Source organism: Caryophanon tenue (genome assembly GCF_001700315.1).
Lineage (GTDB): Bacteria > Bacillota > Bacilli > Bacillales_A > Planococcaceae > Caryophanon > Caryophanon tenue.
The window spans coordinates 47594-65607 of the sequence record NZ_MASJ01000038.1 but is presented as its reverse complement, the minus strand read 5'-3'; the positions used below and the strand labels follow the sequence as shown (position 1 = coordinate 65607).

At 39.9% G+C, this 18014-nt stretch carries 16 protein-coding genes; 14 read left to right on the top strand and 2 right to left on the bottom strand.

Going from position 1 to position 18014, the window contains the following annotated elements; translation table 11 throughout:
- Positions 1-53: 53 nt before the first annotated feature.
- The 3 genes from icmF (at position 54) to A6M13_RS12730 (ending at position 6257) form a co-directional block, all read left to right on the top strand.
- Entirely contained in the window at positions 54-3299 is a 3246-nt protein-coding gene (gene icmF / locus A6M13_RS12740) for a fused isobutyryl-CoA mutase/GTPase IcmF (RefSeq protein ID WP_066547008.1), read from the top strand.
- 398 nt (positions 3300-3697) lie between these two features.
- Complete coding sequence (gene rpoE, locus A6M13_RS12735; RefSeq protein ID WP_211270318.1) at positions 3698-4273, top strand: DNA-directed RNA polymerase subunit delta; 576 nt, start codon at positions 3698-3700, stop codon at positions 4271-4273.
- Between the two features lie 379 nt (positions 4274-4652).
- The gene (locus A6M13_RS12730; RefSeq protein ID WP_066547002.1) at positions 4653-6257 is read left to right on the top strand and encodes a CTP synthase; all 1605 of its coding nucleotides are present in this window, start codon (positions 4653-4655) and stop codon (positions 6255-6257) included.
- Between the two features lie 228 nt (positions 6258-6485).
- Here A6M13_RS12730 and tnpB read toward each other — a convergent pair whose 3' ends face one another.
- Positions 6486-7646 carry an IS200/IS605 family element RNA-guided endonuclease TnpB gene (gene tnpB, locus A6M13_RS12725; RefSeq protein ID WP_066546999.1) on the bottom strand — a complete coding sequence of 387 codons (1161 nt, stop codon included), beginning with the start codon at positions 7644-7646 and terminating at the stop codon, positions 6486-6488.
- 86 nt (positions 7647-7732) lie between these two features.
- Between tnpB and A6M13_RS16355 the strand changes: the two genes are divergently transcribed.
- Positions 7733-7876 (top strand): ribbon-helix-helix domain-containing protein, encoded by a 144-nt coding sequence (locus tag A6M13_RS16355; RefSeq protein WP_169817449.1) that lies wholly within the window; start codon positions 7733-7735, stop codon positions 7874-7876.
- 161 nt (positions 7877-8037) lie between these two features.
- Here A6M13_RS16355 and A6M13_RS12720 read toward each other — a convergent pair whose 3' ends face one another.
- The gene (locus A6M13_RS12720) at positions 8038-8616 is read right to left on the bottom strand and encodes a DUF2529 family protein (protein WP_066546997.1); all 579 of its coding nucleotides are present in this window, start codon (positions 8614-8616) and stop codon (positions 8038-8040) included.
- A 115-nt stretch (positions 8617-8731) separates the two neighbouring features.
- Here A6M13_RS12720 and A6M13_RS12715 point away from each other — a divergent pair, with 115 nt between their 5' ends.
- The 10 genes from A6M13_RS12715 (at position 8732) to prmC (ending at position 18006) form a co-directional block, all read left to right on the top strand.
- Positions 8732-9091 carry a response regulator gene (locus A6M13_RS12715; RefSeq protein WP_066547233.1) on the top strand — a complete coding sequence of 120 codons (360 nt, stop codon included), beginning with the start codon at positions 8732-8734 and terminating at the stop codon, positions 9089-9091.
- 100 nt (positions 9092-9191) lie between these two features.
- Positions 9192-10046 (top strand): class II fructose-bisphosphate aldolase, encoded by an 855-nt coding sequence (locus A6M13_RS12710; protein ID WP_066546995.1) that lies wholly within the window; start codon positions 9192-9194, stop codon positions 10044-10046.
- Between the two features lie 166 nt (positions 10047-10212).
- Positions 10213-10863 (top strand): fructose-6-phosphate aldolase, encoded by a 651-nt coding sequence (fsa, locus tag A6M13_RS12705; RefSeq protein WP_066546993.1) that lies wholly within the window; start codon positions 10213-10215, stop codon positions 10861-10863.
- Positions 10864-11062: 199 nt separating this feature from the next.
- The gene (locus tag A6M13_RS12700) at positions 11063-12331 is read left to right on the top strand and encodes a UDP-N-acetylglucosamine 1-carboxyvinyltransferase (RefSeq protein WP_066546990.1); all 1269 of its coding nucleotides are present in this window, start codon (positions 11063-11065) and stop codon (positions 12329-12331) included.
- Positions 12332-12436: 105 nt separating this feature from the next.
- The gene (glpX, locus tag A6M13_RS12695) at positions 12437-13408 is read left to right on the top strand and encodes a class II fructose-bisphosphatase (protein ID WP_066546988.1); all 972 of its coding nucleotides are present in this window, start codon (positions 12437-12439) and stop codon (positions 13406-13408) included.
- Positions 13409-13645: 237 nt separating this feature from the next.
- Entirely contained in the window at positions 13646-14929 is a 1284-nt protein-coding gene (gene rho / locus A6M13_RS12690; RefSeq protein ID WP_066546985.1) for a transcription termination factor Rho, read from the top strand.
- Between the two features lie 181 nt (positions 14930-15110).
- On the top strand, positions 15111-15314 hold the full coding sequence (rpmE, locus tag A6M13_RS12685) for a 50S ribosomal protein L31 (RefSeq protein ID WP_066546982.1): 204 nt from the start codon (positions 15111-15113) through the stop codon (positions 15312-15314).
- Between the two features lie 86 nt (positions 15315-15400).
- The gene (locus tag A6M13_RS12680) at positions 15401-15976 is read left to right on the top strand and encodes a thymidine kinase (RefSeq protein WP_066546979.1); all 576 of its coding nucleotides are present in this window, start codon (positions 15401-15403) and stop codon (positions 15974-15976) included.
- Positions 15977-16082: 106 nt separating this feature from the next.
- Complete coding sequence (prfA, locus tag A6M13_RS12675; RefSeq protein WP_066546977.1) at positions 16083-17159, top strand: peptide chain release factor 1; 1077 nt, start codon at positions 16083-16085, stop codon at positions 17157-17159.
- Positions 17152-18006, top strand: a complete 855-nt coding sequence (prmC, locus tag A6M13_RS12670; protein ID WP_066546974.1) for a peptide chain release factor N(5)-glutamine methyltransferase — start codon at positions 17152-17154, stop codon at positions 18004-18006. The genes prfA and prmC overlap by 8 nt, the downstream gene beginning before the upstream one ends.
- Positions 18007-18014 lie beyond the last annotated feature (8 nt).

The following is an 18014-nucleotide window of genomic DNA, read 5'->3' as shown; positions in this document are numbered from 1 at the left end:
ATTTATGGCGTGCAAAAATAGTATTCATATTCAAACAAAGGGGTTGTATCCACATGGCAACAACAGAAGTATACAAAACGAAATATCCAGTACGTTTCGTCACAGCATCGAGCCTTTTTGATGGGCATGACGCATCGGTAAATATTATGCGTCGTATTTTACAGTCAAGCGGTGCGGAAGTTATTCATTTAGGACATAATCGTTCTGTAGAAGAAGTAGTGAACGCAGCGATTCAAGAGGATGCACAAGGCATTGCGTTATCTTCATATCAAGGCGGTCATATGGAATACTTTAAATATATGTATGATTTATTAAACGAGCGCAACGCAGGTCATATTAAAATTTATGGCGGCGGTGGCGGCGTTATTTTACCACGTGAAATTAAGGAGTTACATGAATACGGGATTGCTGGTATTTTTTCACCAGAAGATGGCCGTCAGCTCGGTTTACAAGGCATGATTAATAAAAAGCTACAAGGCGCAGATTTTTCGACATTGCACGGCGACTACATAGCAAAATTGGAGGCAGTGACGACGGAAACACCAGAAATTTTAGCGAATTTAATTACAGCCGCTGAAATTAATCCTGATGAAGCGTCACAACAAATGATTGAAGAGGCACGTAAACGCTCAAAAGGCACACCCGTACTTGGGATTACCGGAACAGGTGGCGCAGGGAAATCTTCATTAACGGATGAATTAATTCGCCGCTTCTTACAGGAGTTCCCAGACAAAAGAGTAGCGATTATTTCCGTTGACCCGACGAAACAAAAAACGGGTGGCGCATTACTTGGTGACCGTATTCGCATGAATGCCATTTTCAATAATCGTGTGTATATGCGCAGTTTAGCAACACGTGGCTCGCGTACGGAGTTATCAGCATCGATTGGTGATGTATTAGATGTTGTGAAGGCAGTTGGTTATGATTTAATCATCGTTGAAACAAGTGGTATTGGACAAGGTGATGCTGAAATTACGAAGTATACGGATTTAGCCATGTATGTAATGACAAGTGAGTTCGGTGCGCCAACACAGCTTGAAAAAATCGATATGATTGATTTTGCAGATTTAATTGCGATTAATAAATTTGAGCGTAAAGGGTCAGAAGATGCGTTGCAACAAGTACGTAAACAATACCAACGTTCACGTGAGTTATGGGATGCAAAGCTTGAAGATATGCCGGTTTATGGCACAATTGCGAGCCAGTTTAATGATAAAGGCACAAACGCATTATTTGCAGCAATTATTCAAACGATGAATGAGAAGCTTGGCTATGATTGGTTGACGACATACGATACATTTGCGAAAACACAAAAGCAAGATGTTATTATCCCAAATGAGCGTCGCTATTACTTACGTGAAATTACGGATACTGTACGTGGCTATCATAAAAAGTCTGAACAGCAAGTAGCATTTGCACGTCGTTTATTCCAATTAGAAGGTGCTTTAGAGGAAGTGAAAACGAAAGCGCCTGACGATGCACTGATTGCATCGCTACAAAGCTTAGTGGACGGGGTACGTGATGAGCTAACAGCGGAATCAAAACGTATTTTAGATAATTGGCAAACGTTAAAAGAGAACTATAGCGGTGATGAACTCGTGACGAAAGTGCGTGATAAAGAAATTCGCACAATGTTAACATCGAAATCATTATCAGGCTTATCGATTCCGAAAGTCGCGTTGCCGAATTTCGTGGATTACGGAGAAATTTTACGTTGGGTATATAAAGAGAATGTGCCAGGCGCATTCCCGTATACAGCAGGTGTATTCCCGTTCAAGCGTGAAGGGGAAGACCCGAAACGTCAATTCGCAGGCGAAGGAACGCCGGAGCGTACAAATAAACGCTTCCACTATTTATCAAAAGATGACGATGCGAAACGTTTATCAACAGCGTTTGACTCGGTAACATTATACGGGGAAGACCCGAATGAGCGTCCAGATATTTTCGGTAAAATTGGCGAGTCTGGTGTAAATGTTTGTACGTTAGAAGATATGAAGAAGTTATATGCAGGCTTTAATTTATGTGCACCGTCGACATCTGTATCGATGACGATTAACGGACCAGCACCAATTATTTTAGCAATGTTTATGAATACAGCGATTGATCAGCAGGTGAAGCTACGTGAAGAAGAGCTTGGTCGTGTCTTAACAGTTGAAGAATTTATGGAGACGCGCGAGAAAACATTACAAGTTGTGCGTGGTACCGTACAAGCCGATATTTTAAAAGAAGACCAAGGGCAAAATACGTGTATTTTCTCAACAGAATTTGCGCTACGCTTAATGGGCGATATTCAGCAATACTTTATCGACCATAAAGTACGTAACTACTATTCTGTATCGATTTCGGGCTATCATATTGCTGAAGCGGGTGCGAATCCAATTTCACAATTAGCGTTTACGTTATCGAATGGCTTCACATATGTAGAGTATTATTTAAGTCGTGGTATGAACATTGATGATTTTGCGCCAAACTTATCGTTCTTCTTCTCAAATGGTTTAGACCCTGAGTATACGGTCATTGGTCGCGTAGCACGACGTATTTGGGCAATCGTTATGCGTGATAAATACGGCGCAAATGAGCGTTCACAAAAGCTGAAATACCACGTACAGACGTCAGGTCGTAGTTTACACGCACAAGAAATCGACTTTAACGATATTCGTACGACATTACAAGCCTTAATGGCGCTACAAGATAACTGTAATTCGCTACATACAAATGCGTATGACGAAGCGATTACAACGCCAACAGAGGAATCTGTACGCCGTGCAATGGCAATTCAAATGATTATTACGAAAGAGCATGGCTTATCAAAAAATGAAAATCCGGTGCAAGGCTCATTCATTGTCGAGCAGTTAACGGATTTAGTGGAAGAAGCAGTGCTGCAAGAATTTGACCGTATTAATGACCGCGGTGGCGTATTAGGCGCGATGGAAACACAATACCAACGCGGCAAAATTCAAGAGGAATCGATGTACTATGAAATGCTAAAACATTCTGGAGAGCTGCCAATTATCGGTGTAAATACGTATTTAAATCCGAATGCCGAAGCACAAAACATTGATAATATGGAGATTGCTCGTGCGTCCAATGAAGAAAAATCACTACAAATTACGAATTTGCGCGCATTCCAACAAAGTCATGGTGACAAAACAGAGCAAGCACTTCAACGTTTGAAAGAAGTGGCGAAAACAGGCGGTAACTTATTTGAAGAGCTAATGGACACTGTTCGTGTAGCAAGCTTAGGTCAAATTACAAACGCTTTATATGAAGTGGGCGGCCAATACCGTCGAAATATGTAACAAAAAAGTTTGCCTAGCAATGTTTTTTGCTAGGCAAACTTTTCTATGGGCGCGTATAATATGAAAAGTACGTTTATTGCGCGTGAAAATGCGGAACATACTTGTAATGAATGTTAACAGAGAACTGTAGGTGGAGAGGATGGCATTGCAAATACGTCACTATTTACATTATATAATTATTATTGGTTGTTTAGTTGCGACGTTTTTCATGTATAATGAACAGTTGGGGGCAATCCCGCTTTTAACGTTAGCCGCCTATTTATTTTATGTCGGAATAAAACAGTTAATCGCTTTAAAAAAGAGTAAATGACGCTAGCATACGAATCGTATATGTGTATATAATGAATATTATGCGTTAAACCTAGAAAGTAATGCAATATAGAAAGGACGTGCACGGATTGAACTTTCGTGATATGACAACAGAACAACTTGCAGAAGAATCGCTAATTAACTTAGCCTATGCAATTTTAGAAGATAAAAAAGCTACAATTAAATTTGAGGATTTATTAAAAGAAATCCAACAACTGAACGGTGCGACTGATGAGTATATGGCGTCGCAATTAGTACAATTCTACACGGACATGAACGTAGATGGTCGCTTCTTATTAAACCAAGAGAGCGGTTGGGGATTACGTGAGTGGTACAAAGTAGAACAAATCGAGGAAGAAACAGCGCCAACAGTAAAAACGCGCAAGAAGAAAGCGAAAGCTGTTGTGGATGAAGAAGTTGAAGAAGTTGAAATCGATGAAGACGACTTAGTATTCGAAGAAGATTATGAAGAGTTCGTTGAAGAAGATGAAGACGAAGAAGAAGATGTACTAGATTTTGATAACGTAGTGGACGAAGACCTAGAAGATATCGAAGACGAAGACATTGAAGAAGAAATTGAAATTGAAGATGAGTTCGAGCTAGAGGAAGATGAGCTAGACGAGGACGAGTTGGATGAAGACGAATTAGAAGAAGATTTAAAGTAAGCTAGATCTGAAAAAATCATGTTAAGAAGTCATTCTTAATATGATTTTTTCATTTTTACGATGGTCGTTCGTATAAAGAAATGAAGCGGTTTTGCGGCACTTGTTCAACCGATTATAGCGCATGTGCGGAATAAAAATTCTTGACTTCTTTTTCTGTAGCGTATAGTATGTTGCTTGGGCTCCTTAAAAAAGGAGATTGACCGTGTATATAATACGCTCCCCCTGCAATTAATTGCGGGAGGAGCGTTTTTTATTTTTTGATAAAGCACATTCATAAACGTAGATGAGAGCTTCGAGGAGGTTTACTTCTCATAGCTTTTATTGTTTTTACAAGCAATCGCCGTTGTGGACATGTTGATTATAAGGAGGAATTTTAGCAATGACAAAATATATTTTCGTAACAGGTGGCGTAGTATCATCACTTGGTAAAGGTATCGTAGCAGCATCTCTTGGTCGCTTACTAAAAAACCGTGGTTTAGAAGTAACAATCCAAAAGTTTGACCCGTATTTAAATATCGATCCAGGTACGATGAGCCCGTACCAACATGGTGAAGTATTCGTAACAGATGACGGCGCAGAAGCAGACTTAGACTTAGGTCACTATGAGCGTTTCATCGACATTAACCTTGGGAAACACTCAACAGTAACGTCTGGTAAAGTATATCAATCTGTATTAAACAAAGAGCGTCGCGGTGATTACAACGGCGGTACAGTACAAGTAATTCCACACGTAACGAACGAAATTAAAGACCGCATTCAACGCGCTGGTCGTGAAACGTCAGCGGATGTTGTTATTACGGAAATCGGTGGTACAGTTGGTGACTTCGAATCACTTTCATTCCTTGAAGCAATCCGTCAAATGCGTACAAATTTAGGGCACAACAACGTGATGTACATTCACTGTACGTTAATGCCTTACATTAAAGCGGCAGGCGAAATGAAAACAAAGCCAACACAACACTCAGTAAAAGAGCTACGTTCATTAGGGATTCAGCCAAACATCATCGTATTACGTACAGAGCAACCTGTACCACAAGATATGAAAGATAAGATCGCATTATTCTGTGACGTTCGTTCACAAGATATCGTAGAATCTCGTGACGCTGAGCATTTATATGAAGTACCACTTAACTTACACGCACAAGGCTTCGATGATATCGTATTAGAGCACTTCGGTATCGACGCACCAAAAGCAGATATGACAGAGTGGACTGAGCTTGTACACAAAGTGAAAAACTTAGAAAACAAAACACGTATCGCATTAGTTGGTAAATATGTAGAGTTACAAGATGCCTACATTTCAGTAGTAGAAGCGTTAAAGCATGCGGGTTACGCTTACAACTCAGATATCGAAATTGACTGGGTAAATGCTGAAGACGTAACAGCTGAAAATGTAGCACAATTACTTGGCAACGCAGACGGTATTTTAGTACCTGGTGGTTTCGGTGACCGCGGTGTTGAAGGGAAAATCGAAGCGACTCGTTACGCACGTGAAAACGACGTACCATTCTTCGGTATTTGCTTAGGTATGCAAATGGCAGCAGTAGAGTTTGCACGTAATGTGTTAAAACTTGAAGGAGCACATTCAACAGAATTAAACAAAGACACGAAATACCCAATTATCGACTTCTTACCAGACCAATCAGAAAATATCGATTTAGGCGGGACATTACGTCTTGGTCTATACCCATGTAAATTAAAAGAAGGTTCTCGTGCACGCGCAGCTTACAACGGCGAAGAGCTAGTATATGAGCGTCACCGTCACCGTTACGAGTTCAACAACGAATTCCGTGAAGCGATGGAAGCAGCAGGTCTTGTATTCTCAGGTGTATCTCCTGACAACAAGCTAGTTGAAATTATCGAATTACCAGAGCACAAGTTCTTCGTAGCAGGTCAATTCCACCCAGAATTAATCTCTCGTCCGAACCGTCCGCAACCACTATTCCGTGAGTTTGTTGGTGCTGCGTTTAACAATCGCAAATAATAAAAAAGGGCCGCTTCGAGCATATCGGAGCGGTCCTTTTTTATATTAAATATTTACTTGTATTCCTTTATTTTGGGTAAGTGCTTTTGTATACACGCCTTTTGCTACAGCTAAATCATAATAAGCAGCACCGACAGACATGTATGATGTTATTTGATCTACCCCTCCCTACGCTTCGCGTTGAGGAAGGGGATTCCTAAGAAAACAAACCTATCGGCTTGTTATTAATTAGGCTAACCCCGTAGTCCCTACGGTTAGAAGTCTCATTGCTTCGTTTCGAATATTCATACTTGCGTTAAAATCTCGATTGTGATGCGTGTAACAGCTTGGACACGTCCACTCACGTAAAGCGAGATTCTTCACGTCTTTGTTTTGATAGCCACAATTTGAACATAATTGACTACTCGCAAATGTCTTACCAACTGGCACAACTTGTTTCCCATACCACGCTGCTTTGTATTCAAGCATGATGCGAAATTGTGACCAACTTACTTCGCTAATGGCTTTCGCGAGCTTGCGATTTTTCAACATGTTTTTCACTTGTAAGTCCTCGATACCGATGATGTCGTGGTTTTTGACAATGTCGGTCGAGATTTTGTGCAAGTAATCGGTGCGGGCATTGGCGATTTTTTCGTGAAGGCGAGCGACTTTGATACGTTGTTTTTGGTAGTTTCTTGCCTCATGTAACGGACAATTCCGCTGTTTAGCAGCTTCTTTTCGTCGGGATAAGATGCGTTGGGCTTTTGCTAATTTTTCTTCTAACGAGCGGAAAAATTTCGGATTCTCATGGGTTGTACCATCTGAAAGAATCGCAAAATCCTTTAAGCCGACATCAATGCCAATCGCAGAACCCGTTTTCGGTAACGCTTCAACAACGGTTTCTGCCAAGACAGAAATGAAGTATTTACCACTTGGATTTCTGCGAACAGTGATACTTAAAATACGACCTGTTATCTCTTTTGATTTAGCAAAGCGAACAAATCCTAGCTTCGGTATTTTTATACGATTACCTTCTATGCAATGATCAGGTTGCTGATTTTTGCCTTGTATTTTCGTTGTATAGGACTGTACGCGATTTTTCTTACTTTTAAATCGCGGCTTATCATTTTGCTTTTTGAAAAATCGGTCGTATGCATCAGCTAAATTACGTAAAGAAGATTGAAGCGAAATACTATCCACTTCTTTCAACCAAATTAATTCTTGCTTTAATTCAGTTAGCAGTGCAGAGCAAGTGTTATAACTTAATCCTTTACCTGCTTCTTTATATACGTTATCCCATTTGGCTAAAAAATGATTGAATACAAAGCGAGAACAGCCAATCGTTTTAGCGATTAATATTTCTTGCTCTTTTGTCGGATAGATGCGAAATTTATAAGCTTTATGTTGCATATAATTCACCTCCTCGTGTATTATTATAATATACATATATTATAATATATACTGTGAATTATTTCAATACACAAAGGAGTGTTTTTATGTCTCAAGTATTAAATATGCGCTATCCGAAAGAATTACTAAAAAGAATTGATGATTTTAAAGCCAAAAAAGGATTCACAACACGTACACAAACAATTATTTATTTAATTCAGTATGCGCTTGAAAAATCTGAAGAAAAATAAGCGATTCATCCCCCACCTACTCATTGGACTACGCCCGTATCATTCCTTGAGGTGGGGGTATTCTCGCTCAAACATGATAAACTAAAGTGAAGTGTAAATTTTCGTTACATAAAAAGGGACTGTCTGAGTAAATTTCTCAGACGGTCCCTTTTATGGCATTGTTACGCAAACGGTGAAGCGGGTGTATCATCAGGCGCATTATCTTCGCCTAAATCGTCATCATCATCCACCATTTCGTCATATGATAACTTCAGCGCTTCATAGACAAATAAACCAGCTAGTAAATGTGGCATGACAACGCGTTCCGCTAAGTTTGTCGGATGTGGCAGTAATCCACCGCGCACTTTTAATGAAATATAGACGTAAGCTAAATCGCTTAATACATTGTCATCTGACGCTTTGTCACTCGCGACAACAGCAAAAGGAATAAAATTGTCATGGCAATATTGTGCAAGTTCAATTGCAGCTATGTTTGTTGTTTCACGTGTGAAAATACAAATGCGGTCAGCATCTGTTAACGCAACATCAGGCGTCCAGCGTGCCAGCTTTTTAAACGGCGCCGCACCAATGATAGCATTGTCTTCAATTGCTTGGAATTCATCGAAGCAAGCGAAATAGACATTTCCTTCACCAATGCCAGCTTGTGCAAGTAAACGTGCGGCATCTTCAATATTTTCTTCTTCCGTTTGCAAAATTCGTTGATATAAGCCCGTTAATTGGGTTGTTAACATTTTAAACATAATAAACACCTCTCTCACATTATAGAGGAACTTTGCAAAATACGAAAATACTTTCAAATGAACAGTTGCTCGATTACAATTAAGGCACAAAATGGAGAAAGTGAGCACATTACATATGAAGCATTTACTAATTGTAGACGATGAGCCAGCAATTCGATTATTGCTGCGAGAAGTCTTTCAAAAGGAAGATTTTGAAACGACGTTGGCTGCAAATGGCCAAGAAGCGATTGCTTTATGTGAGCAACAAACATTTGACTGCGCGTTACTAGACATGCGCATGCCAGGGATGACTGGCTTAGAAACATTAATAAAAATTCGTGACATGGGCATGGAACTGCCAGTCATTATGATGACAGCTTACGGTGAACGCGATTTAATCGAACGTGCACAACAATTGGGCATAAAAGGTTATTTTACGAAGCCGTTTAATATTTTTGATATTCGAGATGCTGTACAGAAAATTTTCGCTACGTAACATTCTGTTGACGGTAGCGACAACGCTATATTTTTGATATGATGATAAAGGTATAGATTACTAAAATTGTCCGTATTTTCGGGAAGGAGTCTTAACAATCATGGCATTAGTTTCAATGAAAGAAATGTTAATTACTGCAAAAGAAGGTAAGTACGCTGTTGGTCAATTCAACATTAATAACTTAGAGTGGACGCAAGCGATTTTACAAGCAGCAGAGGAAGAAAAATCACCAGTTATTTTAGGTGTGTCTGAAGGCGCAGCAAAATATATGGGTGGCTTCGTATCGGTTGTTCACATCGTTAAAGGATTAATGGAAAGCTATGGCACGACTGTACCAGTTGCAATTCACTTAGACCATGGTTCAAGCTTCGAAAAATGTAAAGAAGCAATCGACGCAGGTTTCACATCTGTAATGATTGATGCTTCACATCACCCATTTGAAGAAAACGTAGAAACAACAAAACAAGTTGTTGAATATGCACATGCACGTAATGTATCTGTAGAAGCAGAATTAGGTACTGTAGGTGGCGAAGAAGACGGTGTTATCGGCGGCATTATGTACGCAGATCCACAAGAGTGTAAAGCATTAGTAGAAGCAACAGGCATTGACTGTTTAGCACCAGCACTAGGTTCAGTACACGGTCCTTACAAAGGTGAACCAAACTTAGGTTTCAAAGAGATGGAAGAAATCTCTAACTTAGCGGATTTACCGTTAGTGTTACATGGTGGTACAGGTATCCCAACAAAAGATATTCAACGTTCAATTTCATTAGGTACAGCGAAAATTAACGTAAATACTGAAAATCAAATCGCAGCAACAAAAGTGATTCGTGAGTTTTTAGAAAACGATTCAAAAACATATGATCCACGTAAATACTTAGGTCCAGCTCGTGAAGCAATTAAAGCAACTGTAATCGGCAAAATGCGCGAATTCGGTAGCTCAAACAAGGCCTAATCGTAGCGACAAATTATACAAATATCGTATAGTGATAGGGGGAGAAGCGTTTCGCTACTTCTCCTATTTTACGAAATACGCACTATTAAACAAACGTTTCTAAATAATGCGATTTTTTACATGGAGATTGCCGTTATTTAGCGATAATTATTGAGGAGGCATTATCATGAAATTTTTCATCGATACAGCAAACTTTGACGAAATTAAAGAAGCACACGCTTGGGGTATTTTATCCGGCGTAACAACAAATCCATCATTAGTAGCAAAAGAGCCAGGTGTGGATTTCCATGACCGTTTACGCGAAATTGCGAACTTAGTAGATGGTTCAGTTTCTGGTGAAGTAATTTCATTAGATGCTGAAGGGATGATTCGAGAAGGCGAAGAGCTTGCAGCAATCCACCCAAATATTACGGTAAAATTACCAATGACACCAGCTGGTTTACAAGCTTGTCGTCACTTTGCAAATAAAGGCATTAAAACAAATGTTACACTTATTTTCTCAGCGAACCAAGCGTTAATGGCTGCTCGTGCAGGTGCTACATATGTATCGCCATTTATTGGACGTTTAGATGATATCGGTCAAGATGGTTCTGAACTAATCGAGACGATTGCACATATGTTTACAATTCATAACATTGATACAGAAATTATTGCAGCATCAATCCGCCACCCTCAGCATATTCAAGCTGCGGCGTTAGCAGGTGCTCACATTTCAACAACACCATTTAAAGTATTACAACAACTATTCAATCACCCATTAACAGATAAAGGGATTGAAGGTTTCTTAGCCGACTGGAGCAAACGCGAAGGGAAGTAATGTGCGCAAAAGAAGACGTATTTGGGATTCGTATGCCCAAATACGTCCTTATGCGTTTTGCTTGTTTTTTTATACGCTTACGTCGTGCATGAGCGTATAAAAAAGCATGAAGGCAACAAACCATGCTTATTACACAAACAGTTAATGATTTGCGAAATGATAGGGACTTTTTCCAGATAAATGAGGAGAACATACAGCAATGGAAGTATATAAAATTCGAGGCGGTAATCGCTTAAAAGGTAATATTAAAGTAAGTGGTGCAAAAAACAGTGCAGTAGCATTAATTCCGGCAGCTATTTTAGCGAACTCACCGGTATCAATTGATGGTCTACCAGAAATTTCAGATGTATTTACACTGAAACTATTAATGGAAGAGATTGGCGGTCAAGTGACGTTTGAAAATGGGAAAATGACAATTGACCCAACAACAATGGAAGCAATGCCATTACCAAATGGCAATGTAAAAAAAATGCGTGCATCGTATTATTTAATGGGCGCAATGCTTGGACGTTTTAAACGTGCAGTTGTTGGCTTACCAGGTGGGTGTTTCTTAGGGCCACGTCCAATCGACCAACATATTAAAGGTTTTGAAGCACTAGGTGCGAAAGTGACAAATGAGCACGGCGCAATTTACTTACGCGCAGATGAATTAATCGGTGCGAAAATTTATTTAGACGTAGCAAGTGTTGGGGCAACGATTAATATTATGCTTGCAGCAGTTCGTGCAAAAGGGCGTACGGTAATTGAAAATGCCGCAAAAGAGCCAGAAATTATTGATGTCGCAACATTATTATCCAATATGGGGGCGAATATTAAAGGCGCAGGCACAAGTGTTATTCGTATCGAAGGTGTTGAAGAATTACACGGTGCACAGCATACGGTTATTCCTGACCGTATTGAAGCTGCAACCTATATGATTATGGCAGCATTAGCGGGTGACGGTATTCGTGTAGACAATGTGATTCCATTACATTTAGAAGCGGTAACAGCGAAGTTACGTGAAATGGGCGTAAAAGTGGAAGAGGACGAAGAGTCAATTTTCATCCCAAAAACAGAAAATCTACATGCCGTAGATGCTAAAACTTTAGTATACCCAGGATTAGCAACGGACATTCAGCAACCACTTTGCGTATTAATGACACAAGCGGAAGGCTCATCAAAGGTGACAGACACAGTCTATTCTGCTCGCTTCAAACATATTGATGAATTACGCCGTATGAATGCGGTGGCACGAGTAGAAGGCAATACAGCCATCTTAACAGGGCCAGCACAATTACACGGTTCGACTGTAACAGCAAGTGACCTACGTGCAGGTGCAGCGCTTGTATTAGCAGGCTTAATTGCAGAAGGTGAAACGGAAGTGCGCGACATTTATCATGTAGAGCGTGGCTATAGTGATATTATCGAAAAATTAACGGCGCTTGGTGCGGATATTCGTAAAGAAGTGATCACACCTGCATCAAATTAATGATAGAAAATGTAAATAGTATGCAACAATGATGAATTAGTATGTTAAAATGGATGGCGACAATCGTTTTGCGCAAAAGCAAAACAACAGGAGGCAGGAAACAAAATGGAACGTAGTTTATCGATGGAAGTCGTACGTGTGACAGAATCAGCAGCAATCAGCTCAGCAAAATGGATGGGACGAGGCCTAAAGAATGAGGCAGATGATGCTGCGACAACAGCGATGCGCCAAATGTTCGATACTATTCCAATGCATGGACGTGTTGTAATCGGTGAGGGCGAAATGGATGAAGCACCGATGTTATATATTGGCGAAGAATTAGGTTTACGTAACGGCGGTCCAGAAGTGGATATCGCAGTTGACCCACTAGAAGGTACAAATATCGTTGCTAAAGGAACAAACGGTGCAATGACAGTTCTTGCAATTGCAGACCGTGGTAATCTTTTAAATGCACCAGATATGTACATGGAAAAATTAGCGGTAGGTCCAGAGGCAGCAGGTAAAGTAAGCATCGAAGCTTCTGTAACGGAAAACTTATCAGCAGTAGCAAAAGCAAAAAACAAAGATATTAGTGATGTTGTGGCGACTCTTTTAGACCGTGAACGTCATCAACCAATCGTGGATGAAATTCGTGCAGCAGGTGCACGTATTAAGTTCATTCAAGATGGCGATGTAGGTGCAGCGATTAACACAGCCTTTGACGAAACAGGTATTGATATTATGTTCGGTACAGGTGGCGCTCCAGAAGGCGTAATCGCAGCAGCGGCATTAAAATGCTTAGGTGGCGATTTCCAAGCGCGTCTAGTACCAGAAGATGATGAGCAATTAGAGCGTTGCAAAAAAATGGGTATCGATGTGAACCAAGTGCTACAATTAAACGATTTAGTATCAGGTGACGATGCGATTTTCGCAGCAACAGGTGTTACTGATAGTGAGTTATTACGTGGTGTGCAGTTCAAAGGTTCTCATTGTTTAACACATTCAGTTGTTATGCGTGCAAAATCAGGTACTGTTCGTTTTATCGAAGGCCGTCACAGCTTAGATAAAAAACCGATTATTGAAGCAGCAGGCGAATAATAAGAGGCACATGGGTTGTTTAGTAAAGCGTGAACTTTGCTAGACAGCTCTTTCTTTTCGCATTATATATTTGTTATAATATTAATATTACGTAATTTCCTGCAGTAGTACTTCGCGCTACATGTAATACTTCTATTCTACTTCTACCTAAGCAAGATTCTTCGCTACTTACGTATAGTAGCAATTATTATTCAAACCAATACAAGTGAAAATTATTTATAGACTGGAGCATTGCCAATGTCATCGATGACAATTGCACAATTAGAAAGTATGACGCTAAAAGAATTGTACGGATTAGCGAAACAATACAAAGTGTCTTACTATAGTAAACTGACGAAAAAGGAATTAATTTTTGCGATTTTAAAAGCGCGTTCAGAATCAGAGGGCTATTTCTTTATGGAAGGCGTTTTGGAAATTATTCAAAGTGAAGGCTTTGGTTTCTTACGCCCGATTAACTATTCACCAAGTAAAGAAGATATTTATATTTCTGCATCACAAATTCGTCGTTTTGATTTACGTAACGGCGATAAAGTAACCGGGAAAGTACGTCCACCAAAAGAAAATGAACGATACTATGGTTTATTACAAGTAGAAGCGGTAAACGGTGAGGACCCAGAAGTTGCAAAAGAGCGCGTTCACTTCCCAGCATTAACACCGTTATATCCAAACCGTCAAATTAAGCTTGAAACAACAAAGCGTAATTTATCAACACGTATTATGGATTTAATTGCGCCAGTAGGTTTTGGGCAGCGTGGTTTAATTGTAGCCCCACCAAAAGCAGGTAAAACTTCATTATTAAAAGAGATTGCCAATGCGATTTCAACAAATTATCCAGATGCGGAGTTAATTGTGTTATTAATTGATGAGCGTCCAGAAGAAGTAACAGATATTGAACGTTCTGTTAAAGGGGATGTCGTATCGTCAACGTTTGATGAAGTGCCAGAAAACCATGTGAAAGTGGCAGAAATGGTATTAGAGCGTGCACGCCGTTTAGTGGAGCAAAAACGTGATGTTATTATTTTAATGGATTCGATTACACGTTTAGCACGTGCGTATAACTTAGTTATTCCATCAAGTGGTCGTACACTTTCAGGTGGTATTGACCCAGCAGCATTCCACCGTCCGAAACGTTTCTTCGGTTCAGCGCGTAACATTGAAGAGGGCGGTAGCTTAACGATTTTAGCAACAGCACTTGTTGATACAGGCTCACGTATGGATGAGGTGATTTACGAGGAGTTTAAAGGAACAGGGAACCTCGAGCTACATTTAGACCGTAGCTTAGCAGAGCGCCGTATTTTCCCAGCTTTAGATATTCGTCGTTCAGGTACGCGTAAAGAGGAGTTATTAATTGCAGAGGACCGTCTTGAAAAATTATGGGCAATCCGCAAAACATTCTCGGATGCACCGGACTTTGCAGAGCGTTTTATTCGTAAGCTACGCAATACCGAATCCAATGAAGAGTTTTTTGAAAAGCTAAATGAAGGTATGAAAAAAGCAACAAACGGTAAAGGTTTAATTTAATCGAGTAAAATAGTTGCGAAAGTCATTTCCCTATGATATTATATATCGGTATGAATCGTGCACATATATAGCTGACCTCAATACATTACGTGTTTACATGTAATGACATATTCGGGCTATGTAAGGTGCAGATCGAAAATACTCTGTGCTAGATGGCTCAGGGCGAGAGGAGAAAACGAATATGAAACAAGGTATCCACCCAGATTACAAAATCGCAACTGTAACATGTTCTTGCGGTAACGTATTTGAAACAGGTTCAGTTAAAGAAAAAATCGCAGTAGAATTCTGTGACGAATGTCACCCATTCTACACTGGACGTCAAAAATTCGCTGCTGCTGATGGCCGCGTAGATCGTTTCAACAAAAAATACGGTCTTAACAAATAATAATTTGTTGCAACAATGCCAGCCAAGGTATCTTGGCTGGCATTTTGTTTGAACGTTAAAATAAATGATAGGTGGAGGAACGGGGAATGGCACAATTATTTTTTAAATACGGTGCAATGAATAGTGGAAAATCCATTGAAATTTTAAAAGTGGCACATAACTATGAAGAACAAAATAAACCAGTTTTAATTTTTACATCAGGTATCGATGACCGAGATGAAGTTGGCTATGTATCAAGTCGAATTGGCATGCGTCAGCCAGCTATTGCAATTTATGATGAGACAAATGTATTTGAGATTGTGAAAAACCACCAGCCAAAACCATATTGTGTATTAATTGATGAGGCGCAATTTGTGAAAAAAGCGCATATTATACAATTTACACAAATCGTTGATGAACTAAATATTCCTGTAATGGCATTTGGGTTGAAAAATGATTTCCGTAATGAATTATTTGAAGGTAGCCAGTATTTACTCACATATGCCGATAAAGTTGAAGAAATGAAAACCATTTGTTGGTTCTGTCAAAAGAAGGCGACGATGAACTTACGTGTTGACGAACAAAATCGTCCTGTGTACACAGGAGAGCAAATTCAAATTGGTGGTAATGACTCGTATTATCCCGTATGTCGAAAATGTCATACAAATCCGCCACTTACATAAATATTAGTAGTGGCATTCAGGCGATGATTTCTTTATACTTATAGAGTTAAAGATATAAAAAAGTATCGTATATAACGCACGAAAAATTTCTATAGAGGTGATAAGCATGTTTGATCGATTACAAGCGGTTGAAGACCGTTATGAACGCTTAAATGAATTATTAAGTGACCCGGATATCGTAAGTGACACGAAAAAATTACGTGACTATTCGAAAGAGCAGTCAGATATTCAAGATACGGTAGATGCATACCGTGAATATAAAGAAGCAAAAGCGCAGTTTGCGGACGCACGTGAAATGTTAGACATCGAAAAAGACCCAGATATGTTAGAGATGGTGAAAGAAGAGTTTAACGAATTAAAGACGTCGATTGAAGAATTAGAAGAGCGTTTACGTGTATTATTAATTCCAAAAGACCCGAATGATTCGAAAAACGTAATTATGGAGATTCGTGGTGCAGCAGGTGGCGACGAGGCAAATATTTTTGCTGGCGATTTATTCCGTATGTATACACGTTATGCAGAAACACAAGGTTGGAAAATTGATATTATGGAAGCAACACCAAACCCATCAGGCGGTTATAAAGAGGTTATCTTTATGATTAACGGACAAGGTGCATATTCTAAATTCAAATTCGAAAACGGTGCACACCGCGTACAACGTGTACCTGCAACAGAATCACAAGGTCGTATCCATACATCAACAGCGACAGTGGCATGTTTACCAGAAATGCATGTAGAAGATGTTGAAATTCATGAAAAAGATATTCGTGTAGATACATTCGCATCATCTGGTGCAGGTGGTCAGTCTGTAAATACAACGATGTCAGCTGTACGTATGACCCACTTACCAACAGGTGTTGTTGTATCGATGCAAGATGAGCGTTCTCAAATTAAAAACCGTGAAAAAGCGATGAAAATTTTAGTAGCGCGTGTAGCAGAAAAGCACCGTGCAGAAGCGCAAGCAGAAATCGACTCAACACGTAAATCAGCAGTAGGTACAGGTGACCGTTCAGAGCGTATCCGTACGTACAACTATCCACAAAACCGTGTAACAGACCATCGTATCGGCTTAACACTTCAAAAATTAGACCAAATTGTTGAAGGTAAGCTAGATGAAGTAATTGACGCATTAATTTTAGAAGAGCAAGCTTCTAAACTTGAGCGTTTAAACGAGAATGACTAAAACCCATTTAGAAGTCCTTCATTGGGCTTCTTCTTTTTTAATTGAACATGATCGTGAGGAAACAGCAGCTCGTTTATTACTGCAACACGTAACGGGGAAATCGTATAGTGCATTAATGATGGCGATGCATGACGCGATGGATGCTGAGCAAATTGAGCTATATAACAACATGGTCGAGCAACACGCACAAGGTCGCCCAGTTCAATATATTACAGGGGTAGAGGAATTTTACGGTCGTACATTTATGGTTGATGAGTCGGTGTTGATTCCACGACCGGAAACAGAGGAATTAATTGTTGGTGCGTTAACGCGAATTCGTAAATTATTTGGTGATGCACCAATTCGTTTAGCTGATATTGGGACAGGCAGTGGGGCAATTGCCATTACAATGAAGCTAGAAGCGCCGCAACTCGATGTGGTCGCAACTGATCTATCAGAAAGCGCGCTTGCCACAGCAACGAAAAATGCAGCTGCTTTACAAGCCGATATTGCATTTCGCTTAGGTGATTTAACGGAGCCGATTGCAACCGAAAAATGGGATGTTATTTTGTCGAACCCTCCGTATATTGCGCATGAGGATTTAGCAGAAATGTCTGAAGTTGTAACGGCACATGAGCCCCACTCAGCATTATTTGCAGATGAGGATGGATTGATTTTATATCGTAAACTAGCTGAGCAAGTCGGTGCGATGATCAATCGTCCGGCATTTATCGGTGTTGAGATTGGGTATACACAAGGAGCAGCAGTAGCTGGCTTTTTCCGTGAACATTTTCCGCAAGCAGTCATCGAAATTGTGAATGATATTAACGGTAAAGAGCGTATGGTATTTTGTGAAATTCAAGCATAATGCAGAAG